This is a genomic window from Ruegeria sp. CDSA236, assembly GCF_059611285.1.
This window is the reverse complement of the sequence record NZ_JBXWPG010000006.1, coordinates 154,102-177,466: the sequence shown is the minus strand read 5'-3', so window position 1 is coordinate 177,466 and position 23,365 is coordinate 154,102. Positions and strand designations below refer to the sequence as shown.

The 23,365-nt window shown below is 58.0% G+C and carries 24 protein-coding genes; 11 read left to right on the top strand and 13 right to left on the bottom strand.

Annotated features, from left to right (window positions below; translation table 11 throughout):
* Window position 1: 1 nt before the first annotated feature.
* From AC2FLB_RS11960 to AC2FLB_RS11950, 3 genes are read right to left on the bottom strand one after another with little or no spacing between them, the layout of a single operon-like run.
* The gene (locus tag AC2FLB_RS11960; protein WP_142634342.1) at window positions 2–481 is read right to left on the bottom strand and encodes a DUF6505 family protein; all 480 of its coding nucleotides are present in this window, start codon (window positions 479–481) and stop codon (window positions 2–4) included.
* Window positions 481–1,176: a biotin/lipoate--protein ligase family protein gene (locus AC2FLB_RS11955; protein WP_496695137.1), complete on the bottom strand. Its 696-nt coding sequence runs from the start codon at window positions 1,174–1,176 to the stop codon at window positions 481–483. The genes AC2FLB_RS11960 and AC2FLB_RS11955 overlap by 1 nt, the downstream gene beginning before the upstream one ends.
* Window positions 1,173–2,234 carry an Mrp/NBP35 family ATP-binding protein gene (locus tag AC2FLB_RS11950; RefSeq protein WP_142634347.1) on the bottom strand — a complete coding sequence of 354 codons (1,062 nt, stop codon included), beginning with the start codon at window positions 2,232–2,234 and terminating at the stop codon, window positions 1,173–1,175. Before AC2FLB_RS11950 ends, AC2FLB_RS11955 begins: the two co-directional genes overlap by 4 nt.
* Window positions 2,235–2,344: 110 nt before the next feature.
* Between AC2FLB_RS11950 and AC2FLB_RS11945 the strand changes: the two genes are divergently transcribed.
* Window positions 2,345–3,073, top strand: a complete 729-nt coding sequence (locus AC2FLB_RS11945) for a hypothetical protein (protein ID WP_496700134.1) — start codon at window positions 2,345–2,347, stop codon at window positions 3,071–3,073.
* On the opposite strand, the gene AC2FLB_RS11940 is transcribed toward AC2FLB_RS11945, so the two are convergent.
* The gene (locus AC2FLB_RS11940; protein WP_496709321.1) at window positions 3,067–5,019 is read right to left on the bottom strand and encodes a 4Fe-4S binding protein; all 1,953 of its coding nucleotides are present in this window, start codon (window positions 5,017–5,019) and stop codon (window positions 3,067–3,069) included. The genes AC2FLB_RS11945 and AC2FLB_RS11940 overlap by 7 nt on opposite strands.
* 230 nt (window positions 5,020–5,249) lie before the next feature.
* Between AC2FLB_RS11940 and AC2FLB_RS11935 the strand changes: the two genes are divergently transcribed.
* From AC2FLB_RS11935 to AC2FLB_RS11890, 10 genes are all read left to right on the top strand, one after another.
* The gene (locus AC2FLB_RS11935) at window positions 5,250–5,804 is read left to right on the top strand and encodes a DUF3305 domain-containing protein (RefSeq protein ID WP_142634353.1); all 555 of its coding nucleotides are present in this window, start codon (window positions 5,250–5,252) and stop codon (window positions 5,802–5,804) included.
* On the top strand, window positions 5,801–6,382 hold the full coding sequence (locus AC2FLB_RS11930) for a DUF3306 domain-containing protein (protein WP_496690711.1): 582 nt from the start codon (window positions 5,801–5,803) through the stop codon (window positions 6,380–6,382). Before AC2FLB_RS11935 ends, AC2FLB_RS11930 begins: the two co-directional genes overlap by 4 nt.
* 4 nt (window positions 6,383–6,386) lie before the next feature.
* A complete protein-coding gene (locus AC2FLB_RS11925; protein WP_496709320.1) occupies window positions 6,387–6,998 on the top strand; it encodes a TorD/DmsD family molecular chaperone in 612 nt (203 codons plus the stop codon).
* A gap of 59 nt (window positions 6,999–7,057) precedes the next feature.
* Entirely contained in the window at window positions 7,058–7,246 is a 189-nt protein-coding gene (locus AC2FLB_RS11920; protein WP_142634359.1) for a ubiquinol-cytochrome c reductase iron-sulfur subunit N-terminal domain-containing protein, read from the top strand.
* A gap of 107 nt (window positions 7,247–7,353) precedes the next feature.
* Window positions 7,354–10,248, top strand: coding sequence for a formate dehydrogenase subunit alpha (locus AC2FLB_RS11915; protein WP_281972245.1), 2,895 nt, complete (start codon window positions 7,354–7,356; stop codon window positions 10,246–10,248).
* Window positions 10,249–10,259: 11 nt separating this feature from the next.
* A complete protein-coding gene (gene fdh3B, locus AC2FLB_RS11910) occupies window positions 10,260–10,853 on the top strand; it encodes a formate dehydrogenase FDH3 subunit beta (protein WP_085821701.1) in 594 nt (197 codons plus the stop codon).
* A gap of 121 nt (window positions 10,854–10,974) precedes the next feature.
* A complete protein-coding gene (locus tag AC2FLB_RS11905; RefSeq protein ID WP_496709319.1) occupies window positions 10,975–12,156 on the top strand; it encodes a formate dehydrogenase subunit gamma in 1,182 nt (393 codons plus the stop codon).
* Entirely contained in the window at window positions 12,157–13,419 is a 1,263-nt protein-coding gene (locus AC2FLB_RS11900) for a c-type cytochrome (RefSeq protein ID WP_281972247.1), read from the top strand.
* A gap of 13 nt (window positions 13,420–13,432) precedes the next feature.
* Window positions 13,433–13,558, top strand: coding sequence for a hypothetical protein (locus AC2FLB_RS11895; protein ID WP_281972248.1), 126 nt, complete (start codon window positions 13,433–13,435; stop codon window positions 13,556–13,558).
* Window positions 13,559–14,431, top strand: a complete 873-nt coding sequence (locus tag AC2FLB_RS11890; RefSeq protein WP_496709318.1) for a substrate-binding domain-containing protein — start codon at window positions 13,559–13,561, stop codon at window positions 14,429–14,431.
* Window positions 14,432–14,433: 2 nt separating this feature from the next.
* On the opposite strand, the gene AC2FLB_RS11885 is transcribed toward AC2FLB_RS11890, so the two are convergent.
* From AC2FLB_RS11885 to AC2FLB_RS11845, 9 genes are all read right to left on the bottom strand, one after another.
* The gene (locus AC2FLB_RS11885) at window positions 14,434–15,249 is read right to left on the bottom strand and encodes an ABC transporter substrate-binding protein (protein ID WP_496709317.1); all 816 of its coding nucleotides are present in this window, start codon (window positions 15,247–15,249) and stop codon (window positions 14,434–14,436) included.
* 18 nt (window positions 15,250–15,267) lie between these two features.
* Entirely contained in the window at window positions 15,268–16,002 is a 735-nt protein-coding gene (locus AC2FLB_RS11880) for an ATP-binding cassette domain-containing protein (protein WP_496709316.1), read from the bottom strand.
* A complete protein-coding gene (locus tag AC2FLB_RS11875; RefSeq protein ID WP_142634374.1) occupies window positions 15,995–16,708 on the bottom strand; it encodes an ABC transporter permease in 714 nt (237 codons plus the stop codon). Before AC2FLB_RS11875 ends, AC2FLB_RS11880 begins: the two co-directional genes overlap by 8 nt.
* Window positions 16,709–16,861: 153 nt before the next feature.
* Window positions 16,862–17,851: an ABC transporter substrate-binding protein gene (locus tag AC2FLB_RS11870; RefSeq protein ID WP_142634376.1), complete on the bottom strand. Its 990-nt coding sequence runs from the start codon at window positions 17,849–17,851 to the stop codon at window positions 16,862–16,864.
* A gap of 60 nt (window positions 17,852–17,911) precedes the next feature.
* Window positions 17,912–18,757: an ABC transporter permease gene (locus tag AC2FLB_RS11865; protein WP_496687640.1), complete on the bottom strand. Its 846-nt coding sequence runs from the start codon at window positions 18,755–18,757 to the stop codon at window positions 17,912–17,914.
* Window positions 18,754–19,686, bottom strand: coding sequence for an ABC transporter permease (locus AC2FLB_RS11860; protein ID WP_142634380.1), 933 nt, complete (start codon window positions 19,684–19,686; stop codon window positions 18,754–18,756). Before AC2FLB_RS11860 ends, AC2FLB_RS11865 begins: the two co-directional genes overlap by 4 nt.
* A complete protein-coding gene (locus AC2FLB_RS11855) occupies window positions 19,679–20,473 on the bottom strand; it encodes an ABC transporter ATP-binding protein (RefSeq protein WP_281972254.1) in 795 nt (264 codons plus the stop codon). The genes AC2FLB_RS11860 and AC2FLB_RS11855 overlap by 8 nt, the downstream gene beginning before the upstream one ends.
* A 54-nt stretch (window positions 20,474–20,527) precedes the next feature.
* Window positions 20,528–21,982: a dihydropyrimidinase gene (hydA, locus tag AC2FLB_RS11850; protein WP_281994751.1), complete on the bottom strand. Its 1,455-nt coding sequence runs from the start codon at window positions 21,980–21,982 to the stop codon at window positions 20,528–20,530.
* Between the two features lie 92 nt (window positions 21,983–22,074).
* Window positions 22,075–23,325, bottom strand: a complete 1,251-nt coding sequence (locus AC2FLB_RS11845) for a Zn-dependent hydrolase (RefSeq protein WP_496709315.1) — start codon at window positions 23,323–23,325, stop codon at window positions 22,075–22,077.
* Window positions 23,326–23,365 lie beyond the last annotated feature (40 nt).

Here is a 23,365-nt window from a genome sequence, read left to right as displayed (position 1 = left end):
CCTATTCGTCCAGCGATCCGTGGACGGCCAGCGCCTCAAGCTGGGTTTCCTGCGGTGTGATGATGCGAAACGCCTCAAGCACCCCGGTTTCAGACAGCTCACGGGCGACCGTCAGCAAGGTATTGGCGGCGTGATCATCGCATAACTCTGCCATATGCGCGATCTCTTCCTGCGCAACACCCATGGCGGCCTCGACCGATGGGGCCCCGTAGAATTGCACGAAATGTTCCGCCAAATTCCGGGCAATCTGGTCGATCTCGGCCTGTTCAACCTGCGTCACCGCTACAAAGGTCACCCGGCCGAATGTCTCAACCCCCAACCAACCATTCGCAAAGGCCTGGCGGGCTTTACCCTCCAAATCGCCTTCGCCCCAATTCGAAAACTCGAACCCGCCGGAAATGCACCACTCACCCGTTCTCGCCGGAGAATGAAACACATTCATGTCGCTTTCATCGAAATGGATCGCACGGGCCAGTTTCATTATCCGTTCTCCAGTAAGTTAGTCAGCGGGTGCAGGCGGGTGTCCGCACCATTGCGGATAAGCATGCCAAACCGTTCATCAGTGCCCAAAAAGACCCCGATCTCGCCAAAGGGTTCGCCAACACCACGCAACAAACCCAACCATTCGCTGTGCAACGGCGCGTTGCCGTCTTCTTGCCAGCGGTTGAGCCATGTCAGCATATGGCGCGACCAGCTTTCGATCAGTTGGACAGGCTGGACCTCGGCACACCCTTCATCGTAGAGCGCTGTGATATCCGGGGTCTGGCCTGGCGCGGTGCTGGTCTGTAGCAAGGCCAGCTCCCAGCCGACAATCAACCAGTCAGGCTCAATCTGAGGGTCTGAAGTCGACGCAGCAACCTGAAACTTGCCGCAGGTCGCACCATTCACACAGATAGGGCCGCCCCAGTCCAGATGAACGGCAACCTCGGGCGGGGCTAGAGCGCCCAGCGCATTCTGAAACCCAACTCCGCAAAGCGGCAACATCACCATGGCGTCCTGCAATGGAACCTCAGGTGCAAATACAATGGCAACGCGCAAACGGTTGGCCTGAATGTTGTAGACCACCGTTCCGGCATCACAGCCCAGCGCAGCCATCGCCTGGGCGCGTTCGAACGGGTCTTCCCCGCCCTGAACGGCATGTCCAGTCAGCAACGGAGGAAAGACCGGCTGGGTCATGCATTGCCCTTGGTGATCATGTCGCGGGCAATCTTGCGGAAAGCTTCGGCCTGTGCGCTGTCCGGCTTGCTGACAACGATGGGCGCTCCCCCATCCGCCGCAACCCGGATATCCAGATGCAGCGGAATCTCACCAAGCAGCGGAATGCCCAGCGCCTCGGCCTCAGCGGCGACGCCGCCATGTCCGAACACATGTTCCTCATGCCCGCAGTTCGAACAGATATGGGTCGACATATTCTCGATCATCCCAATAATCGGCGTCTTGAGCTGATTGAACATATCGATCCCTTTGCGCGCGTCGATCAGGGCCACGTCCTGCGGGGTCGACACCACGATGGCCCCGTCCACCTTGAACTTCTGGCTGAGCGTCAGTTGCACATCGCCGGTGCCCGGCGGTAGGTCGACAATCAATACATCCAATGCTCCCCACTGAACCTGTCCCATCATCTGTTGAAGAGCGCCCATCAGCATCGGACCACGCCAGACGACCGCCTGACCTTCGTTGGTCATCAGTCCCATCGACATCATCGTGACGCCATGATTGCGCAGGGGCAGGATCGTTTTGCCATCCGGGCTGGCCGGGCGGCCAGAGACACCCAGCATCCGAGGCTGTGAAGGGCCATAGACATCAGCATCCAACAACCCGACACGCCGCCCTTCTGCAGCCAAAGCACAAGCCAGATTTGCGGATACGGTGGATTTACCGACCCCGCCCTTACCGGATGCAACGGCGATGATCCGATCGACACCCGGAACGGCCTGCGGACCTGTCTGAGATGGTTTCGGCTTGGGCTTCAGTTCAGGCGGGGCCTTTTCGGAATGCGCAGTCATCATGGCGGAAACCTTGTCGACCCCCTCCACCAACTGCGCAGCCTGCTCGGCGGCGGCGCGCACCGGCTCCATCCGCTCTGCCTGTTTCGGATCAATCTCAAGCACAAAGCGCACTGTATCGCCATCGACATTCAACGCGCGGACAACTCCGGCGCTGACGATATCCTGGCCTGAAACCGGATCGGTGATTTTCTTCAGGTTCGCCAGAACCGCGTCACGAACACTCATGCCATTACCCTTTTGGTTTGCCCGGTCGTTGGGATAAGTTTCATTGCATGTGTCTCCGTCTTTTTTTCGTTCATTTGACGCATTCGGGCGCAGGCCGATAAGCTGCCTTTATGCGGGTTACCTTCTTTTGCCTGAGCTTGCTGCTCTCTGCTACCCCCTCTTGGTCGCAAGAGGCGCTGGGGCTTGCCGCCCCGGATGAGGTTACAGACTCTGGTCTGTTGCAACATATTCTTCCGCGTTTTTCTCTCAAGACCGGGATACGCGTCGTTGCAGACGATTCCGGCGCTATGGCTTTGGGCGGTTCACCGCCAGGTGATCCGGTATTCGAGCGTCATGGCGTCACCTATCACCTGCGCATTGTGGACGACCCAAGGCAGATTCGGTTTCGGGAGTGGCTGCTTTCTGACATCGGCAAACGCACCGTTGAAAGCTTTAGCCCCGATAGCGGCCCGTCCTATTCGGCCAGTTTCACTGTCGAAGCCGCAACAGAGGGTCCGAAGATCGAAGGCGACGCTGTCCTGGGTGCGGAATTGTCGATGACCCATTGCGGGCGGTGCCATGTGATCGGTCCAGAGAACCAAATGAACGGGCTTGGCTCCACCCCCTCTTTCGCCGTACTGCGGGCTATGCCGGACTGGTCCGAACGGTTCGAGGCCTTCTTTGCCCTGAACCCCCATCCCGCTTTCACGCAGATTGAGGACGTAACCCCACCCTTCGATCCTCTGCGTCCCCCTCCAATCCACCCGGTCGAGATGACGCTGGAGGAGTTAGAGGCCATTCTGGCCTTTGTCTCGGCCATCAAGGCAGCAGATCTGGGCGCGCCGCTACAGCTTCAATGATCCTTTCTTTTCGAGAAGTAATCCTCGGTCGTGACAACCTTGGGTTTCGGGTTTGACTGGAACGGGTTGTCCTGATGCTGGAACTGCGCGTTCACACGGCAATCGTCACACATCTGGATCATGCGCGCCTGTTCGGATGTCGCAAACATGGGATGCGTGCCCGACAGCTTTTCCATGATCCGTTCGACGGTCGATTTGACACCAAAGAGGGCACCGCATTCCACGCATGCAAAAGGGTCTTCTTCGTTCAACACGTCCTGAGACAGGGCCGCATCACTTAAATCCAGTTGCGGAACCAGAGTTATTGCATTCTCGGGACAGATTGTCCGGCACAGACCACATTGCAGACAGGCATCCTGTTGGAAGTTCAGCTGCGGCATATCCGGGTTGTCGGCCAAAGCGCCTGACGGACAAAGGGACACACAGCTGAGGCACAATGTACAGGCGTCCGTATCCACCGCGATGGCCCCATAGGGTGCATTCTCGGGCAAGGGCAACGGGGCTGCGGCCTGCGGGTTCAGCGCCTGTGCGGCCAGTCGCGTAATCTGCCTGCGATTTCCCAGCGGCAGAACCGGGTCGGCCAAGGGGGGCGGCACCTCCTGCGCATATAGCAGGTCGGACAGCGCATCGGGATCAGCCTCATCGATCAGTGCCAGACCGCCCGCGCCAGCGATCGCCTGCGCCAGCGCCAGTTCGCGGTCCAAGGCATCCCTTTCGGTTGTTGGGGCCAGCAGCACATCAACCCGCGCAAACCCATGTGCCAGCGCGGCCAGCATCTCGGCATGGCCAAAGCCCGAGATCACGTTCAGTTCTAGCGGGATCACATCCGCTGGAATCCCGCGTCCGAAACGGGCGGACAGACGGATCATTTCGGCCCCATGCGCCTCATGCACCAACAGTCGGGGGGCTTGCCCGCCTGCACGCCGGTAGGTTCGCGACAGAATGTGCATCCGTGACAGCAGCGCAGAAACGGGCGGATCCTCGTATGTGATCGCAGTCGAAGGGCACACCGCCGCGCATTCTCCACATCCCGCGCAAACCATAGGGTCGATGGCTACATGTTCGCCCGCAGGGGTGATCGCCCCCGTCGGGCAGATATCCAGGCAATTCGTACACCCGACCTGTTCGGCACGGGAATGCGCACAGAGGGATTCTTCCAACCGGACATAGAGAGGTTTTTCAAATGTCCCGACCAGTTGCATGGCCTCGAACGACAGACGCTCCACGGCCACCGCATCTTTGGGATCTGCCCGCAAATACCCCTCGCGCTTGGACGGGGCCTGCACCAGAGGCATGCCGCCCGTCAGATCCACAACCATATCGCATGAGGAGTTCGCCCCGTCGCGTGGTTCGGTCCAACCAAAGGCCCCGCGTCCTCCGGGTTCAAGCTGCTGTAACGCATCCAGCTTTATCGAAAACCCGCCCAGCGCACCGGTCACCAAACGAACGCGCCCGCGTATCACATCAAAGCGGCGCGACATGGGTTCGGTGTCATCAGTGGTCAAAACTGTCACGGCCAATATGTCCGAGAGGCGTTCAGCCAAATCCAAACTTACTGCGCCGGGCCCGACTATGAAACACGTCCCTTCGCTGACCACATCGACACTGGGTGTGATCGGCTGAGGCAACACCGCCTCAGCAGCCAGCGCGGCCATCTTGGGGGCGGCGTCCTGCCCCTGTTCAGACCACCCGGCCCGATCGCGCAGATCGACAAAGCCAGGTGCCTGGACACCTAATTCATCGGCCAATGCCAGAAAAACATCCTGCTCTTGCATACAGGCAATGACGACATTGCCCTCTTGCAGCAGCTTGGCGACGGATTCCAGTTCTTTGGTGCATAGTGCAGTGTGAATTCTGGAACAGGCGACGTCGCAGGCTGACGATATTTTCTCGGCGTCAACGACTTGCGATCCCGCGCAGTCACATAGCAGCAATCTTGTTCCCATAACCTCCCCCGGATGTCCTCCCCAGTCCAAGGTAAGCTTAGAACCTCTGAAGAAAGTAGCAATGCCCGTGGGGGTCGGATCGCCGGAACAAAGCCCGATAAGAGCCGCGAGGACCGTAAACAATCGGTGAAGGGTGCATATTCGACCACCCAAGGACTTGGCAGGAAGCTACTTTGTGTACCATAGTAGACCCTGAGGAAGGCAGGGGAGAGCTTTCCAGGGAGGACTTAGTGGCCAAGGCCGCCAGCCAGATTGAAATGCCAATCGGCGTCGTCGTGCGCAAAACACCCGGGGTTACACGCTGGGCGCAATGGAACTGGCGCGCCGTCGCCGTGCTGCCCGGCGCTGGACCGGCCGATTGGCTGGAGATGCGGCGCGAGGGTGAAGCGGTCGAGTACCACGCGGCCACCCTGCCCCTGACCCTTTGGTCAGATGAGGCCGAAGCCTACATGGTCAACCTGTCGGACGGGCAACCCTCGATCTATCTGGTCCTGCGCGATGCGCTGGATGGAACACAGCCGATGGACGCGGTGCTGGTGACCGCCTCACCCTTCGAAGGACAGGACTACGCCGATACCGGCGAAGAGCTTGTCGAGAAAATCCCAATGACTGATGGGCTGATCGCTTGGGTACGTGATTTCGCACTGGAGCATCATCGCAACGAAGTCTTCGTCAAGCGCCGCCGTGATAAGAAACGCACCGATCTGGTTGAGGACGGCAAAGGGGATGTACGCATCCGGCAAGACTCGGATGTTTTCCGCGCCCCGCGGAGGATTGTGCAATGACAGAAACCCGCGATTTCTGGTCGCGCCGTAAAGCCGCCGTTCAGGCTGAGGCCAAAGCAGAGGTTGTAGCAGCACAAGAACAGGCTTTCGCTGAACAGCGGGGCGAGCTGGAAGAAAAGACTGACGCTGAAATTCTGGCAGAATTCAATTTGCCCGATCCTGATCTGTTGCAAGTTGGTGACGACGTCTCGGGCTTTATGGCCAAGGCAGTGCCTGACCGGTTGCGCCGCCGCGCCCTTCGGCAGCTCTGGCGCCTAAACCCGGTTCTGGCCAATGTCGATGGGCTGGTGGATTACGGCGAAGATTATACAGATGCCGCCTGCGTGATCGAAAATATCCAGACCGCCTATCAGGTCGGCAAAGGGATGCTTGCCCATATCGAAGCTCTGGCCACTCAGGCCGAGGAGGAAGACGCAGACCCGATCCCTGAGGTTGAAGAAACCACGCAAGAGCCTGAGTTGCCCGAGGTAGCCGAGATGCAATCGTCAGAGCCTGTAATGATTTCTGAAATCGACGACCCGGAAGAGGCAGAGCTCACGCCTGCCCCACGCCGCATGAAGTTTGAATACGAAGGATAACCGTATGAACGCAAGCAACGCGCAAAACCTGGACGTCTCAGCCGAGGATCGTCTGCGCGCGGATTTCTATAACTTCCTTGGGCTGCTGCTTGCGGCGCCTCCGGATCAGATGCTGCTGTCTCAGGTTACTGGTCTGACCGGCGATGAAACCGATCTGGGTCAGGCTATCAAGGCCATGTCGCGGGTCGCCAAGGTGACCAAACCCGCGGCTGCCGAACGCGAATTCAATGCCCTGTTCATCGGGCTAGGACGCGGAGAACTGCTGCCCTATGCCAGTTTCTACCTGACTGGTTTCCTGAACGAAAAACCGCTGGCGCAACTGCGCAACGACATGGCGGTTCGTCAGATCACACGGGCGCAGAACGTGTTTGAACCCGAAGACAATATCGCCTCGTTGATGGAGATGATGGCGGGCATGATTGTCGGACGCTTTGGCGCGCCCGCCTCATTGGAAGATCAAAAAGCGTTCTGGAACAAACACATCGGCCCCTGGACCGCACATTTCTATTCAGATTTGGAAGCTGCGGAAAACTCGGTTTTCTATGCCTCGGTCGGCACCGCCGGTCGGGTTTTCATGGAAATCGAGCGTGAAGCCTTTCGAATGACGGCGGGATGATCCCGCCATTCGCCAGCGCCCCAATAGGCGCTAGATCGCAATTGGGAAAGGAGGATCCCATGAGCAAAACCAAGGAAGAAGGCGCCACGCGCCGTGATTTCTTGAAACTGGCCGGAACCGCAGCGCCCGCTGCAGTTGCCGCCGCCAGCCTGAGCGGACAAGCCGAGGCAGCCGAGCTGCCGACAGATGAGACCCGCATGCAGGACACCGCGCATACGCGCGCATATCTGGACAGCGCCCGGTTCTGAACCCCGGACGTTGTCACCACCCGACTGACGGTTGCGATTGGCCCTGACGTCGGCACCAACAGGACCAAGCCAGCCATGGAAAACATGGCCAGCAAGGGAGGAAAGAAATGCTTAGGAAAAAGACCAACGGGGTTGCGAGACGCTCCCAGCGGACAAGTATCCTGTCCCAGGTCGGCGAGAAAACCGTCGATCGCCGCGCATTCCTGCGCGGATCGGGCCTGACGATCGGCGGGTTGGCCGCGATCAGCGCCACGGGTGGAACCGTGACGCCAGCCAGTGCCCAGTCAGCGGCCAATCAAGCCGTCGAAAACATCAAATCCATATGCACGCATTGCTCGGTCGGCTGTACCGTTGTGGCCGAGGTGCAGAACGGCGTCTGGATCGGGCAAGAACCCGGCTGGGACAGCCCTTTCAACCTGGGTGCGCACTGCGCCAAGGGGGCCTCGGTCCGTGAGCACGCCCATGGTGAACGCCGCCTGAAATATCCGATGAAAAAGGAAGGCGGCGAGTGGAAGCGCATCAGCTGGGAAGAGGCGATCAACGAGATCGGCGACGGCATGATGAACATCCGCGAGGAAAGCGGCCCGGACAGCGTCTATTGGCTGGGCTCTGCCAAGCACAATAACGAACAGGCCTATCTGTTCCGCAAATTCGCCGCCTATTGGGGCACGAACAACGTGGACCATCAGGCCCGTATCTGCCACTCGACCACTGTTGCGGGTGTTGCGAATACATGGGGCTACGGCGCCATGACCAACAGCTATAACGACATCCACAACTCCAAGGCTATCTTCATCATCGGTGGCAACCCGGCTGAGGCACACCCTGTCTCTCTGCTGCATGTTCTGCGCGCAAAAGAGCAGAACAACGCGCCGCTGATCGTTTGCGACCCGCGCTTTACGCGCACCGCAGCGCATGCGGATGAGTATGTCCGGTTCCGCCCCGGCTCTGACGTGGCTCTGATCTGGGGTATCCTCTGGCACATCTTCGACAACGGCTGGGAGGACAAGGAGTTCATCCGCACCCGTGTCTGGGGCATGGATCAGATCCGCGAAGAGGTCGCCAACTGGAACCCGGAAGAAACCGAGCGTGTGACCGGCGTACCCGGATCACAGCTTAAGCGCGTGGCGCGCACCATGGCCAACAACCGTCCTGGCACGGTGATCTGGTGCATGGGCGGCACCCAGCACACCAATGGCAACAACAACACACGCGCCTATTGCGTGCTGCAGCTGGCTTTGGGCAACATGGGAACGTCGGGCGGTGGCACCAACATCTTCCGTGGCCACGACAACGTGCAGGGTGCGACGGACCTTGGTGTTCTGTCCCACACCCTACCCGGCTATTATGGCCTGTCCGCAGGGGCATGGGGCCATTGGGCGCGCGTTTGGGGTGAAGACCCTGAATGGCTGTCCGGCCAGTTCGCCTCGATCAAGGACAAGGAGGGCAAGGATAAACCGCTGCAGAACGAGCGCGGCATCCCGGTCTCTCGTTGGATCGACGGTGTTCTGGAAGACCCCGCCAACATGGATCAGGACAACAATGTCCGCGCCATGGTTCTGTGGGGGCACGCTCCAAACTCGCAAACCCGCGGGCCGGAAATGAAGACGGCGATGGAAAAGCTGGACATGCTGGTCGTGATCGACCCGTATCCCACCGTTTCCGCCGTTCTACATGATCGGACCGATGGCGTTTACCTGTTGCCCGCCTGTACGCAGTTCGAAACCCGTGGCTCGGTCACGGCCTCGAACCGCTCGTTGCAGTGGCGCGACAAGGTGGTCGAACCGCTGTTCGAAAGCCTGCCGGACGAGGTCATCATGGCCAAGTTCGCCAACAAATTCGGCTGGGCGGATCGGTTCTTCCGCAATATCGAGATGGAGGATGCCGAAACCCCGAATGTTGAAAGCATCACGCGTGAGTTCAACTCGGGCCTCTGGACCATCGGCTATACCGGCCAGTCGCCAGAGCGTTTGAAAAGCCACATGGCCAATCAGCACACGTTCGACAGAACCACGCTGCAAGCTATAGGTGGACCAAACGACGGCGAATACTACGGTCTGCCCTGGCCGTGCTGGGGAACGCCAGAGATGGGTCATACGGGGACACCAAACCTCTATGACATGTCCAAACCGGTGGCCGAAGGTGGCCTGACCTTCCGCGCGCGCTTTGGCGTGGAACGTGATGGTGACAACCTGCTGGCGGAAGGGGTCTATAGCGTTGGGTCGGAAATTCAGGACGGATATCCCGAATTCACGATGCAGATGCTGATGGATCTTGGTTGGGACGGCGATCTGACGGCCGAAGAACGTGCGGCCATCGACGCCGTTGCGGGGCCAAAGACCAACTGGAAAACCGACCTGTCGGGCGGCATCCAGCGGGTTGCGATTGCACATGGCTGTGCGCCCTTTGGCAACGCCAAGGCCCGCACCGTGGTCTGGACTTTCCCGGACCCGATCCCGCTGCATCGCGAGCCGCTCTATACCAACCGGCGCGATCTGGTAGAGGACTATCCGACCTATGAGGATCGTCAGTCCTATCGCCTGCCAACCCTGTATGCCTCGATCCAGAAGAACGATTTTTCAAAGGATTACCCGATAATCCTGACGTCAGGTCGTTTGGTCGAGTATGAGGGTGGAGGTGAGGAATCCCGGTCGAACCCGTGGCTGGCCGAACTGCAACAGGACATGTTCGTCGAGATCAACCCCCGTGATGCCAACAACCTGGGCATTCGCGACGGGGCTCAGGTCTGGGTCGAAGGACCTGAGGGTGGTAAGGTCAAGGTGATGGCGATGCTGACCAACAGGGTTGGTGCCGGCGTGGCCTTTATGCCATTCCACTTTGGCGGCCATTTTCAGGGTCAGGATCTGCGGGACAAATACCCCTCAGGCGCTGATCCCTATGTGCTGGGAGAAAGTTCGAACACCGCCCAGACCTATGGCTATGATTCAGTAACCCAGATGCAGGAGACCAAAGCGACTCTCTGCAAGATCTCAGCAGCGTAAGGAGGACGACAATGGCTAGAGCAAAGTTTCTCTGCGACGCTGAACGCTGCATCGAATGCAACGCCTGCGTAACCGCGTGTAAGAACGAGCACGAGGTGCCTTGGGGCATCAATCGCCGCAGAGTAGTGACGATCAATGACGGCGACCCGGGCGAACGCTCGATCTCGGTTGCCTGTATGCATTGTTCGGATGCGCCCTGTATGGCGGTGTGCCCGGTTGACTGCTTCTATCAGAACGAAGAAGGGGTCGTCCTGCACTCAAAGGACCTGTGCATTGGCTGCGGCTATTGCTTCTATGCGTGCCCGTTCGGCGCGCCGCAATACCCACAGGCAGGCAACTTCGGATCACGTGGTAAGATGGACAAATGTACCTTCTGCGCCGGTGGCCCCGAGGAAACGCACTCGACCGCAGAGTTCGCCAAATACGGTCGCAACCGGATCGCAGAAGGCAAACTGCCCATCTGCGCCGAGATGTGTTCCACCAAGGCCCTGCTTGCCGGTGACGGCGACGTGGTATCGGCCATCTATCGCGAACGCGTCGTGGCGCGCGGTTTCGGGTCTGGTGCCTGGGGGTGGGGCACAGCCTACGACCAAAAAGACGGCTGATCCTTGGCCAAACCTTCCCCGGCGCGCAAACCGTGTGCCGGGGAGCACTAAGATTTTTCGACGAAAAATCTTTGCCCGCCCAGAAAAGGGCCTACGCCAATGACCGCGTCACGAGGTTCATATGACTTTCCTGCGACTTCTGTTCTGTCTCATTGTTTTGACTGTTCCTGCTTTTGCGCAGGATGCTCCGGATCGCAATTCAACGGGTGGCGCGACCACGCTCGAGGATATCTTGGCCCGGCAGCGTGGCGAGACGGTCGATAACGGTTATCGCTCAGGTAACACCGGTCAAGGCAACGCCGAAGGTCTGATGGGCCAGTTGGGCACACGTGGCGTGGCGTCTGACAGCGACGTCTATCGCGCTTTGCGCTATGGCTCGGCGGATGTGACCGTTTCGTCGAACGGTCCTGCGGCCAGCGTCTTGATACAGGACGGAGGCATGTGGTGGTTGAATTTCCGAACAGGCCCGTTACGCGATTACGGCACGTATATTCTGGCCGGGATGCTTGGCATCCTGCTGCTGTTCTTCTTGATCCGGGGTAAAATCCGCATTGATGGTGAAAAGACGGGACGCACGGTTACGCGTTTCTCGGGCTTTGAGCGGTTCGGACATTGGCTGTTCGCGGGCTCTTTCCTTATCCTTGGCCTGACCGGATTGCTGACCCTTTATGGTCGAGACTTTCTGATCCCAATCTTCGGGAAAGAAGGCTTTGCGACCATAGCGCAGGGCTGCAAATGGCTGCATAACAACCTCGCCTGGGCCTTCATGCTTGGTTTGATCATGGTCACTGTGAACTGGATCGCCCACAACATCCCCAACCGCACCGACCTGAAATGGCTGGCCGCCGGCGGCGGGTTGTTCACGAAAGGCAGCCATCCTCCGGCCAAAAAATTCAACGCGGGTCAAAAGATCATCTTCTGGGCCTGTATCCTGCTGGGCGTATCGATCAGCCTGTCTGGCCTGTCTCTGCTGTTCCCGTTTGAGATGCCGCTGTTTGCTAAGACCTTCTCAATCGCAAATGCCACCGGCATCCCGCAGATGTTGGGTCTGAACCTTCCGGTGCAGATGTCCCCCCAGGAAGAGATGCAATATGCTCAAGTTTGGCACGTGATGGTCGCTTATGTCTTCATCGCCATCATCATCGCGCATATCTACCTGGGCTCGGTGGGCATGGAGGGCGCTTTCGACGCGATGGGCACTGGCGAGGTCGAGGAACAATGGGCGCGTGAGCACCACTCGCTTTGGCTGGAAGAGGTCCAGGAAAAAGAGGCCAGTAAGGCAGCGGCCTCGCCTGCGGAATAGATGCGCGGTCTAATCCTTGCACTGGTGTTGACCCCCCTGCCCGCAATGGCCGAGTTCTTTACGCTCAAAGGTCATGGAGGACCGATCATGGGGATTGCCGCCGCGCCGGACGGCCGGATTGCGACGGCCAGCTTCGACAACTCCGTCGGCCTGTGGTCAGACCGCACGCCGCAATGGCTTGAAGGGCACGAGGCTGCCGTGAACAGCGTCGCCTTTGGCGGCACAGCGATCTATTCCGCGGGTGACGACTTTACCCTGCGCCGGTGGCCGGATGGCCAAATCCTCGGGCGGCACAAAGGCAAGATCGTCGATATTGCTGTTTCAGACTCCTACATCGCCACTGCCAGTTGGGACGGCACGATAGGGGTTTGGCCGCTTGACGGGACAGAGCCAAGGGTATTAGGGCCCACAGGCAGCGGTGTGAATGCTGTTGTGTTCACACCAAACGGGGATGCGCTGTATACCGGCGGGGTTGATGGGGCGGTTCGTCTTTGGGATGTCGCAACCGGTCAGGAAAAACTGCGACTGGTTGATAACGGGTTCGGCATCAACGAACTGGTCCTGAATCCCCATGAAAACTGGATTGCCTATGGGGCCGTCGATGGCGTCACGCGCATTCGTGATCTGACTACAGGCGACGAGCATGATTTCACCCTGGACCGCCGTCCAATCCTTGCGCTGGCTCTCAGCCCGGACCGCAGCTTGCTGGCGGTGGGGGATGGTGAGGGTCATATCATGTTGGTCGATACCATCGACTGGCGCATCGCACAGGATTTCCGGGCCACATTGCGCGGCCCGGTCTGGGCGCTGGCCTTCTCAACCGATGGTAAAAACATCTATGCAGGTGGTATAGATGAGGCGATGTATAGCTGGCCGGTATCTGACCTTGGCGACCAACAACAGATGGCCGCGACTGAACCAAGTTTTCTGAAGAACCCTGACCAGATGGATAATGGCGAACGCCAATTCGTGCGCAAATGCTCGATCTGTCACAGCCTGACGGCGGACGGGCACAGACGTGCTGGACCTACGCTCTCTGGTGTGTTTGGTCGCCGGGCGGGAAGCTTACCGGGATATTTCTACTCGGACACGCTGCAAGACTCTGATATCATTTGGAATGACGAGACGATAAATGCCCTTTTCGACCAAGGACCAGACCATTACATTCCGGGATCGAAGATGCCCATGCAACGGATTACACAAGCGGATGACCGCAAAGATTTGATCGCCTTTCTGCGCCGCGTCACGGCACCGGAAAACTGAACCGGAGGTAAATATGAAAGCCTTTATAGCCGCAGTTGCCACGATGGCTGTAATTGCCGTCGCTGCGCCATTTGCCTTAGGCCAATTCGGATTCAGCGCGGCGAATGCCAGCGCGGGTTCGGCCGTGCGCCTCGACTGAATGTCAGAATACCTGACCACCAAAGAACTGGCCGACCTGCTGCGCATTGGCGAGCGTAAAGCCTATGACCTTGCTTCATCCGGCGAGGTCCCCTGTGTCCGGGCCATGGGCAAACTCTTGTTTCCAAGGGCCGAAGTCATTGCCTGGCTGAACGCATCGCGCAGCGGACCGCAGGTCGCAGAACCGTCGCTGCCGCCGATCGTGGCGGGCAGTCATGATCCGCTGTTGGATTGGGCTCTGCGGGAAAGCGGGTCGGGCCTGGCAACTTATTATGACGGCTCATTTGACGGCTTGAATCGCCTGAAAGAACGATCAGCGCAGGCTGCGGCGCTGCATATCCACGAGACAGACGGATTTAACACGCAATCTCTCCAGGACCATCTGGGAGAGGCACCCGTCATTCTGTTCGAACTAGCAAAACGCCAGCGTGGGCTACTGATGGCCCCCGGTGTGACTGGGATATCGGACTTTTCTGACCTCAGGGGCCGTCGCGTTTTGCTGCGTCAGGACAGTGCCGCCAGTCAACGGTTGTTCGACACGCAACTGCAGGCGCACGGCCTGAACCGAGACGATCTGGATACCCTGCCGACCTGCGCACGTACCGAAGAAGAGCTGGCCATAGCCCTGCATGACAATAAAGCCGATGCCGGATTCGGCCTGGGTGCGCTTGCAGGGCTGTACAATCTGGGCTTTGCCCCGACCCATACCGAACGCCTGGACCTTGCTATCTGGAGGCGCGCCTATTTCGATGGCCCGATGCTTCGGTTGCTCGGCTTTGCGCAATCCGACCGCTTTGCCACCCGGGCAGAAGAATTCGGCGGGTATGACTTGTCGGATCTGGGAACCATCCATCACAATGGAGCCAGCGGCTGACCCTATTGGGCGTTGGGAAAGAACAGCTGCTGGCCGTCCAGCGTGTAAGATGCGATGGCCGCCTGCCCTTCGGGTCCGGTCAACCAGTCAATAAAGCGCTGCCCCGAGGCCGCCCGCACTTTGGGATGCTTGTCAGGGTTCACAAGAATAATCCCATATTGATTAAACAGGCGCGGATCGCCCTCAACCATAACCTCTAGGTTTCCCTTATTGCCAAAGCTCTGCCAAGTCGCGCGATCCGTCAGCGCATAGGCCCCCATCCCGCTGGCCACATTCAGTGTCGCCCCCATCCCGGATCCGGTTTCCCGGTACCAGGTGCCCGAGGCGCCGGTCGGGTCAATACCGGAGGTGGCCCAATGGCCCAGTTCCGCCTTATGCGTCCCGCTGTCATCCCCGCGTGAGGCGAAGGGCGCCTTGGCTTTAGCCACGGCGGTCAGCGCCGCGACAATGTCAGTCCCACCTTTCACTCTGGCGGGATCGGATTTTGGCCCCACAAGGACAAAATCGTTGTACATCACGTCCGACCGCTCAACACCCCAACCATCTGCCACAATCTTCTCTTCGGCAGGTTTAGCGTGAACCAGTAAGACGTCCCCGTCACCATTTATCGCATTGCGGATCGCCTGCCCTGTACCAACGGCCACTACGCGGACATCAATCCCGCTTTCGGCCTCAAAGCCTGGCAGGATATGGTCAAACAAGCCCGAATTCTGCGTCGACGTGGTTGATTGGACTACAATAAATGGCGTTTCGGCCAATGCGGCTGTAGTGTTCAGGCCAAGCGCGATTACTGCAGCCCCGACGAATTTGCGGATCATTTGAACTCCATACTCTGATTAGGTTACCAGACCACCGGCAACAAACCGGCGCGCGGCGTCACTTGTCGGGGCATCCAGAACTTGTTTGGCAGCACCGTGTTCGACCACGTGCCCGGCCTGCATCATGACGATATCCGCAGCCAGACAGCGTGCCTGACCGATATCGTGGGATACCATGACAATGCGTACCCCTCGGTTCGAAGCGCGCAAGATCATCCGTTCGATCATCTGCGTAGCACCGGGATCAAGCGAACTGGTTGGTTCGTCCAGGAACAAAGTCTCCGGGTCCAGCGCCAGCGCGCGCAGAATGGCCAGCCGTTGCGCCTCGCCCCCGGACAGCGATCTGGCGGACTGGCGTGCCTTACCCTCTAGCCCACCTTCGGCCAGCAATTCGTCGATCCGGGATTTGCGAATTGCACGGGACATGCCCTGACGCTTTAGCACAAAATCAAGATTGGCTGACACGGACCGGCGCAACAGAACCGGTCTTTGAAACACCATCGCCTGTCGTGATTTGTGATACGCATTCAGGGCAATCCCGTCCTGCTGAACCCTGCCGCTATCCGGGACGATAAGCCCGTGCAAACAGCGCAAAAGCAGGCTCTTGCCCGCTCCGTTCGGCCCAAGGATCAAAGTTGGTCCCAGCCCCATCAGGGATAACTCTGGCACTTGAAGCAGTGTCTTTCCCTTGCGGGAAATCTGTAAACTGTGAACAGAAAGACATTTCACCATCTCGGGCACCAGATCACGCATGGCGCAACCCTTCCTTCTCGGCCCGCAGGCTAAGCGTGCTGACCATGGCGTTTACTGCGATGGCTATGGCAATCAGGATCGCCCCAAGCGCAAGCGCCAAGGCCAAATTACCCTTGGACGTTTCAAGGGCGATTGTCGTCGTCATCACCCGCGTGACGTGATTGATATTGCCGCCAACGATAATAACCGCTCCAACTTCGGCAATCGCACGGCCAAACCCCGCCAGAAATGCCGTAACAAGAGACAGCCGCGCATCCCACAATAGCACCGGAATCGATGCCATCCGCGACAGGCCGAGTGAGCGGAGTTGCTCGGAATATTCCTCGGCCAGCATTTCGACCACTTGACGTGTCAGTGCGGCAACGATCGGGGTCACCAGAACGACCTGAGCAATAATCATCGCCGTCGGTGTGTAGAGCAATTCAAGGACCCCCAACGGGCCGGAACGCGACAGCATCAGATAGACCAGCAAACCAACCACAACCGGGGGCAAGCCCATCAAGGCATTCATCAAGACGATCAGAATCCGCCGCCCTGGAAAACGCGCAACGGCCAAAGCCGCGCCCATGGGCATCCCGATAACGGCAGAAATCAGAACGGCAAAAACAGAGACTTTCAGGGACAACAGAACAATCGCCCACAGCTCCGGATCCCAATGAAGGATCAAAGCAAGCGCCGACCTGAATTCTGTTGTAAAATCCTGCATTATCTACCTGATATCTCCCATGTTGAACAGTTTGCTATAATTTACAGGTAATTACTATGACAAACGCCATACAAGTTCAGTCACATTTTCGACGCTTCCAACAAAAAACGCGGCCCCATTTGGGACCGCGCCATATTCCATCGTGAACCTGACTCAGTTCAGTGCTGCATCCGAAATCTGATGCGTCCAGGCACCTTCGGGTTGTTTTGTGATAACGGGATCAGAACCACCGGCAAGCAGCGTCCCTACAGTGCGCTCAAAATCCGCCGGATCAAGCGATCCGTTTGAGCCCGCAGTCAGCTTGGCAATCTCACCCATCATACGTTTCTGATGCGCTTCGGTCTGGGCGCCAGTCGCGTCATTTTCAAGCACGATATCGGCCGCTTCATCTGGGTTCTCCTCGGCATATTTCCACCCCTTCATCGACGCCCGCACGAAACGTTCCATCTTGTCGACAAATGCCGCGTCGTTCAGGTTCTCTTCAAGAACGTACAGGCCGTCTTCCAGCGTCGCGACGCCCTGATCTTCGTATTTGAATGTGACCAGTTCGTCGGGGCTGACGCCGGAATCTATGACCTGCCAGTATTCGTTATAGGTCATGGTGCTGATGCAATCAGCCTGACGCTGCAGCAGCGGGTCGACATTAAAGCCCTGCTTCAAAACCTCGACGCCATTTTCGCTCTTGCCACCGGTATCAATGCCCAGCTGGCTCATCCAGCTCATGAAGGGGAATTCGTTGCCAAAGAACCAGACGCCCAGTGTCCGGTTCTTAAGGTCTTCTGGTGCGGAAATACCGGCATCTTTCCAGCAGGTCAGCATCATACCCGAGCTTTTGAAAGGCTGGGCAATATTCACCAGCGGCAGGCCCTTTTCGCGCGCGGCCAACGCAGCTGGCATCCACTCGACCGTCACGTCAGCGCCGCCACCGGCAATGACCTGTGTCGGCGCTATGTCCGGGCCGCCTGGCAGAATGGTGACATCAAGACCTTCTTCTTCGTAGAACCCTTTGTCTTTGGCCACGTAATAACCTGCGAACTGAGCTTGCGTGACCCATTTCAACTGCAATGTCACCTCATCCGCCGACCAGGCTGCACTGGCGGCCAGGCTAAAGGCGGCAACCGCCCCGCTGAGTATCTTTTTCATCTTCACATCTCCTAGTTTCAGTTGGCGCCCCATTTTTCATTTTTGGGGTCTGTTGAATTTTTATCCGCGCTGCGATGGGTGCCAGAAGGTCACCGCCTTTTCGATCATGGCCACCAGACCATAGAATGATGTCCCAGCCAAAGCCGCCACTACGATCTCGGCCCAGACCATATCCAGTGAGAGCTGCCCCACGCTGGTTGATATCCGAAAACCCATGCCAAGCGTCGGTGAGCCAAAGAACTCGGCCACGATAGCGCCGATCAATGCAAGGGTGGTGGATATCTTGAGACCATTGAAAACAAATGGCATCGCGGCAGGCAAGCGCAGCTTCAGAAAGCTTTGCCAATAGGTGGCGGCATAGGTCTCCATCAGGTCGCGCTGCATTGCTGTCGCCTCGCGCAGCCCGGCGACGGTGTTCACCAGCATTGGGAAAAAGACCATCACGACAACCACCGCCGCTTTGGAGTGCCAGTCGAACCCGAACCACATGACCAGAATCGGCGCGGTGCCAACAATCGGCAGAGCAGCCACGAAGTTGCCCACGGGCAAAAGCCCAAGGCGCAGAAAATCCCACCGGTCCACTGCAATCGCCATCAGGAAGGCGGCTCCACAGCCGATGATGTAACCGCTCAGCGCGCCCTTGATGATGGTTTGCACGAAATCCATCCAAAGCGTTGGCAAACTGTCCCAGAACCGAATCCAGATAACCGATGGGGCGGGCAAAATGACCAAGGACACCTCAAGGCCGCGCACTAAAAGCTCCCAGATGACGATGATAGTCAGACCAAAGATCAGCGGTGCCAGAAACCGGACCATCCGCGTATCAGCATAAGGCCCGCTGGCCAAGCGGCTGTTCAACCACCATCCCAACAGCCACACACCGAGTGCGCCCAGAATTGGTATCATTGCGCAATCCCCATCCGTTTCAGGACCGACTTTTCAATCAGCCCCAGAAGCCCCACAAGACAGGCCGCCAGAATCGCCGCCGCAAACAGGGCCGACCAGATTTGCACGGTCTGACCATAATAGCTGCCTGCCAGCAGGCGCGCGCCCAGTCCCGCAACTGCCCCGGTGGGCAATTCCCCCACGATGGCCCCTACCAATGAAGCCGCAATGCCTATCTTCAGCGATGTGAACAGATACGGCATCGAGGCCGGCAAACGCAGTTTCCAGAACCCCTGCGCGTGGCTCGCGCTATAGGTACGCAGCAAATCCAGTTGCATCGCATCCGGGCTGCGCAAACCTTTGACCATGCCCACCACGACAGGAAAAAAGCTGAGATAGGCCGATATGACTGCCTTGGGGATGATCCCCTGCACGCCAACAGAATAAAGGACCACAATGATCATCGGGGCCAGAGCGATGATCGGGATGGTCTGGCTGACTATCGCCCAGGGCATGACCGACAGGTCCATGACCCGGCTATGTACGATCCCAACAGCCAGCAGAATTCCCAGGCCGGTGCCAATGGCAAAACCCAGTATCGTCGCACTCAGCGTCACCCAGCCGTGATAAACCAGCGAGCGCTTTGAGGTGATTTTCTTCTGGACCGTTGTCTTCCATATCTCAACGGCCACCTGATGCGGAGCGGGCAACCGTGGACGATCCTGTTCCCACGTGGCTGGAATGGCAAAGCTATTGTCCAGAACCAGGCTGAATTCGGACAGATCGCGACGATCTTTTGCCGAGGGTGGCTGAACTGTGGCGCCGGCCCGTTCCTGTTCGGTCAGAACGCCTTTGATATTCATCGGAATACAAGCGGCGTACCAAAAGGCTACTATGACGGCCAGTACCGTCAATACAGCCCAGAATGCCTTGAACCCGCTGCTATTCATCCGAATGCCCCGCGCGCAACCCTTCTCGCACCCTATGGGCAACTTCGATGAATTCCGGCGTGTCGCGAATATCGAGCGGCCGCTCTTTCGGCAACGGACTGTCGATCACGTCAGTGATCCGTCCGGGCCGAGGGCTCATTACAACGATCTTGGTGCTCAGATAGACGGCCTCAGGGATGGAATGGGTGACAAACCCAATGGTCTTTTCAGTCCGCGCCCAAAGTGCCAGAAGCTGTTCGTTCAGGTGATCGCGGACAATCTCATCCAACGCGCCAAAAGGTTCGTCCATAAGCAGGATATCTGCATCAAAGGCCAGCGCCCGTGCAATGCTGGCCCGTTGCTGCATTCCACCCGATAACTGCCAAGGAAACTTTCCGCCAAACCCTTCAAGATCAACAAGTTCCAAAACCTTGTTTACGCGTTCTTCCTGCTCGGCAGCTGTAAACCCCATGATTTCAAGCGGGAGCTTGATGTTCTTGGAAATGGTGCGCCAAGGGTACAGACCCGCGGCCTGAAATACATAGCCATAGGCCCGATTCCGCCGCGCCTCATCCGGGGTCATACCGTTGACGGTCAATGTCCCGCCAGTCGGTGTTTCCAACGCAGCGATGCACCGCAAGAAGGTGGTCTTACCACAGCCGGAGGGTCCGATGAAGCTGACGAATTCTCCCTTTTCGATGGTCAGGTTCACATCCTTCAGAGCGTGGACCGGCCCGTCATTGGTCTGAAAGGTCAGATCCAGTTGCCGCGCCTCGATTACAGGCGGTGCAGCGGTTTCAATATTCATTCCATCCCCTTGAACTTAAACCGTAATAAGACGTGATATCTGCCACATATTCTGTCATACACCGGTTGCTGGAATACCCGTGCGTACCACCGGTCGCGGCGCTGTCAGCTCTTTCCAAGTACTCAGCGCCTTGTTGACGGTCGTATTGGCCTCGCGTTCAACAAATTGGCCATGGCCTTCCTGAGTCCTGATCTCTCCGTCATGCACTGCAACCTGCCCACGGGTCAGAGTAAAGCGCGGCAAGCCTTTGACCTCTTTGCCCTCAAACACGTTGTAGTCGATCGAAGATTGCTGCGATTTCGCGCTGATCGTCTTGCCTTTCTCAGGATCCCACACCACCAAATCGGCATCGGCACCTACAAGAATTGCGCCCTTTTTTGGATAACAATTCAATATCTTGGCGATGTTTGTTGAAGTGACTGCCACAAATTCATTTGGCGTTAGCCGACCAGTGTTCACCCCATGAGTCCACAGCATCGGCATCCGGTCTTCCAACCCTCCGGTACCGTTCGGGATCTTGGTGAAATCCCCCACGCCAAAGCGTTTCTGATCCGTCGTAAAGGCGCAATGGTCGGTGGCCACGACACTCAACGAACCAGATTGTAATCCGTTCCACAGGCTATCCTGATGCTGCTTGTTTCGGAACGGAGGGCTCATGACCCGCCGCGCCGCGTGGTCCCAATCCTGGTTGAAATACTCGCTCTCATCCAAGGTCAGATGCTGGATCAAAGGTTCCCCCCACACCCGCTTGCCCTGCATCTTGGCACGCCGAATGGCCTCATGCGCCTCTTCGCACGAAGTGTGCACCACATACAGCGGCACTCCGGCCATATCCGCGATCATAATCGCGCGGTTGGTCGCTTCGCCCTCGACCTGCGGCGGACGGGAATAGGCATGTGCCTCGGGACCTGTATTGCCTTCGGCCAACAGCTTGGCGCTGAGCTCGGCAACAACATCGCCATTCTCGGCATGCACCATGGCCGTTCCACCCAGCTCGGCAAGACGCTTGAACGAAGCATACATTTCATCGTCATTGACCATCAACGCGCCCTTATAGGCCATGAAATGCTTGAACGTGTTGATGCCGCGTGTCTCGATCACCGTCTTGAGGTCATCAAACACCTGCTCGCCCCACCAGGTCACCGCCATGTGGAAAGAATAGTCGCAATTTGCACGTGTCGACTTGTTATCCCAGCGCTTGAGCGCATCCAACAGGCTTTCACCTGGGTTGGGCAGAGCGAAATCAACCACCATCGTGGTTCCTCCGGCCAATGCCGCCCGGGTTCCGCTCTCAAAATCATCGCTGGAATAGGTGCCCATGAACGGCATTTCCAAATGCGTATGCGGGTCGATCCCGCCAGGCATCACATAGCAGCCTGTCGCATCCAGTTCCGTGTCACCTTTTAGGTCCGGCCCAATCTCGGTGATCACCCCATGCTCGACCCTCACATCCGCCTGGTAAGACAAATCCGCGGTTACGACGGTCCCGTTCTTGATAACAGTGCTCATATCAATCTCCCTGATGCGGTCTGCGCCGCTTGCTTCATCTGGCTACAAATACCTCGGGGGGAGTCGCCCAACGGGCGACGGGGCAGAGCCCCCTATTCCACAATTCCAGCCGTCTCTACGACCGCATGAAACAGAACATCCGCCCCGGCGGCAGCCCAATCCTTGCTGATTTCTTCGGCTTCGTTATGGCTTAGCCCATCCACACAAGGGCACATCACCATCGCTGTTGGTGCAACCCGGTTGATCCAGCAGGCATCATGACCGGCGCCCGAAATGATATCTGTATGAGAATAACCCAACCGTTCAGCCGCGTCGCGCACGGCTGCCACGCAGCCTTCATCAAATTGCACCGGATCAAATCCGCCGACCTTCTCAAACTCGATCTGTAGGCCCATCTCATCCACGATATCTTCGGCCGCTACGCGCAGACGATTTTCCATATCGGTGATCACGTCCAGATCGGGCGAACGGAGATCGACAGTAAACACAACTTTCCCCGGGATCACGTTACGCGAATTCGGAAACACATCAATATGCCCCGCCGCACCCACCGCGTGGGGCGCATGGGACCAAGCAATCTCGTCAACCTTTTCAAGGATACGCGCCATCGCCAATCCGGCATTCTTGCGCATCGGCATCGGCGTAGACCCGGTATGGGCGTCCTTTCCGGTAACGGTAATCTGGGTCCAGCTGAGACCCTGACCATGGGTGACAACGCCGATATCCTTCCCCTCGGCCTCAAGAATGGGGCCCTGTTCGATATGCAGCTCAAAAAAGGCGTGCATCTTTCGGGCGCCAACCTCTTCGTCACCGCGCCAGCCAATGCGGCTCAGCTCATCTCCGAACTTCTTACCATCGGCATCCTCACGGTCATAAGCCCAATCCTGCGTATGCATCCCGGCAAAAACCCCCGAGGACAGCATCGCAGGTGCATAGCGCGTGCCTTCTTCATTCGTCCAGTTGGTCGCGACGATTGGATGTTTGGTCTTGATTCCCAAATCATTGAGCGTGCGGATGATTTCCAGCCCGCCCAATACACCCAGAACACCGTCATATTTGCCGCCTGTCGGCTGCGTATCCAGATGTGAACCCACATAGACCGGCAATGCCTCGGGGTCCGTGCCCTCTCGATGCGCAAACATATTGCCCATTTGGTCCAGCCCCATGGTGCACCCGGCCTCTTCGCACCATTTCTGAAACAGCGCGCGGCCTGCCGCATCTTCATCCGTCAAGGTCTGACGATTATTGCCCCCCGCAACACCCGGGCCAATCTTGGCCATCTCCATCAGGCTGTCCCACAACCTGTCGCCATTGATCCTGAGGTTCTGCGCCGGAGCTGCCATCCTAGTCTTCCCTGTTGCTTGCGATTTGCTCGCTTTTGGT

Excerpts from the sequence above, each read along its gene's own strand:
- AC2FLB_RS11960 (WP_142634342.1), bottom strand. The coding sequence starts at position 481 with ATGAAACTGGCCCGTGCGATCCATTTCGATGAAAGCGACATGAATGTG.
- AC2FLB_RS11955 (WP_496695137.1), bottom strand. The coding sequence starts at position 1,176 with ATGACCCAGCCGGTCTTTCCTCCGTTGCTGACTGGACATGCCGTTCAG.
- AC2FLB_RS11950 (WP_142634347.1), bottom strand. The coding sequence starts at position 2,234 with ATGAGTGTTCGTGACGCGGTTCTGGCGAACCTGAAGAAAATCACCGAT.
- AC2FLB_RS11945 (WP_496700134.1), top strand. The coding sequence starts at position 2,345 with ATGCGGGTTACCTTCTTTTGCCTGAGCTTGCTGCTCTCTGCTACCCCC.
- AC2FLB_RS11940 (WP_496709321.1), bottom strand. The coding sequence starts at position 5,019 with ATGGGAACAAGATTGCTGCTATGTGACTGCGCGGGATCGCAAGTCGTT.
- AC2FLB_RS11930 (WP_496690711.1), top strand. The coding sequence starts at position 5,801 with ATGACAGAAACCCGCGATTTCTGGTCGCGCCGTAAAGCCGCCGTTCAG.
- AC2FLB_RS11925 (WP_496709320.1), top strand. The coding sequence starts at position 6,387 with ATGAACGCAAGCAACGCGCAAAACCTGGACGTCTCAGCCGAGGATCGT.
- AC2FLB_RS11920 (WP_142634359.1), top strand. The coding sequence starts at position 7,058 with ATGAGCAAAACCAAGGAAGAAGGCGCCACGCGCCGTGATTTCTTGAAA.
- AC2FLB_RS11915 (WP_281972245.1), top strand. The coding sequence starts at position 7,354 with ATGCTTAGGAAAAAGACCAACGGGGTTGCGAGACGCTCCCAGCGGACA.
- fdh3B (WP_085821701.1), top strand. The coding sequence starts at position 10,260 with ATGGCTAGAGCAAAGTTTCTCTGCGACGCTGAACGCTGCATCGAATGC.
- AC2FLB_RS11905 (WP_496709319.1), top strand. The coding sequence starts at position 10,975 with ATGACTTTCCTGCGACTTCTGTTCTGTCTCATTGTTTTGACTGTTCCT.
- AC2FLB_RS11900 (WP_281972247.1), top strand. The coding sequence starts at position 12,157 with ATGCGCGGTCTAATCCTTGCACTGGTGTTGACCCCCCTGCCCGCAATG.
- AC2FLB_RS11895 (WP_281972248.1), top strand. The coding sequence starts at position 13,433 with ATGAAAGCCTTTATAGCCGCAGTTGCCACGATGGCTGTAATTGCCGTC.
- AC2FLB_RS11890 (WP_496709318.1), top strand. The coding sequence starts at position 13,559 with ATGTCAGAATACCTGACCACCAAAGAACTGGCCGACCTGCTGCGCATT.
- AC2FLB_RS11885 (WP_496709317.1), bottom strand. The coding sequence starts at position 15,249 with ATGATCCGCAAATTCGTCGGGGCTGCAGTAATCGCGCTTGGCCTGAAC.
- AC2FLB_RS11880 (WP_496709316.1), bottom strand. The coding sequence starts at position 16,002 with ATGCGTGATCTGGTGCCCGAGATGGTGAAATGTCTTTCTGTTCACAGT.
- AC2FLB_RS11875 (WP_142634374.1), bottom strand. The coding sequence starts at position 16,708 with ATGCAGGATTTTACAACAGAATTCAGGTCGGCGCTTGCTTTGATCCTT.
- AC2FLB_RS11870 (WP_142634376.1), bottom strand. The coding sequence starts at position 17,851 with ATGAAAAAGATACTCAGCGGGGCGGTTGCCGCCTTTAGCCTGGCCGCC.
- AC2FLB_RS11865 (WP_496687640.1), bottom strand. The coding sequence starts at position 18,757 with ATGATACCAATTCTGGGCGCACTCGGTGTGTGGCTGTTGGGATGGTGG.
- AC2FLB_RS11860 (WP_142634380.1), bottom strand. The coding sequence starts at position 19,686 with ATGAATAGCAGCGGGTTCAAGGCATTCTGGGCTGTATTGACGGTACTG.
- AC2FLB_RS11855 (WP_281972254.1), bottom strand. The coding sequence starts at position 20,473 with ATGAATATTGAAACCGCTGCACCGCCTGTAATCGAGGCGCGGCAACTG.
- hydA (WP_281994751.1), bottom strand. The coding sequence starts at position 21,982 with ATGAGCACTGTTATCAAGAACGGGACCGTCGTAACCGCGGATTTGTCT.
- AC2FLB_RS11845 (WP_496709315.1), bottom strand. The coding sequence starts at position 23,325 with ATGGCAGCTCCGGCGCAGAACCTCAGGATCAATGGCGACAGGTTGTGG.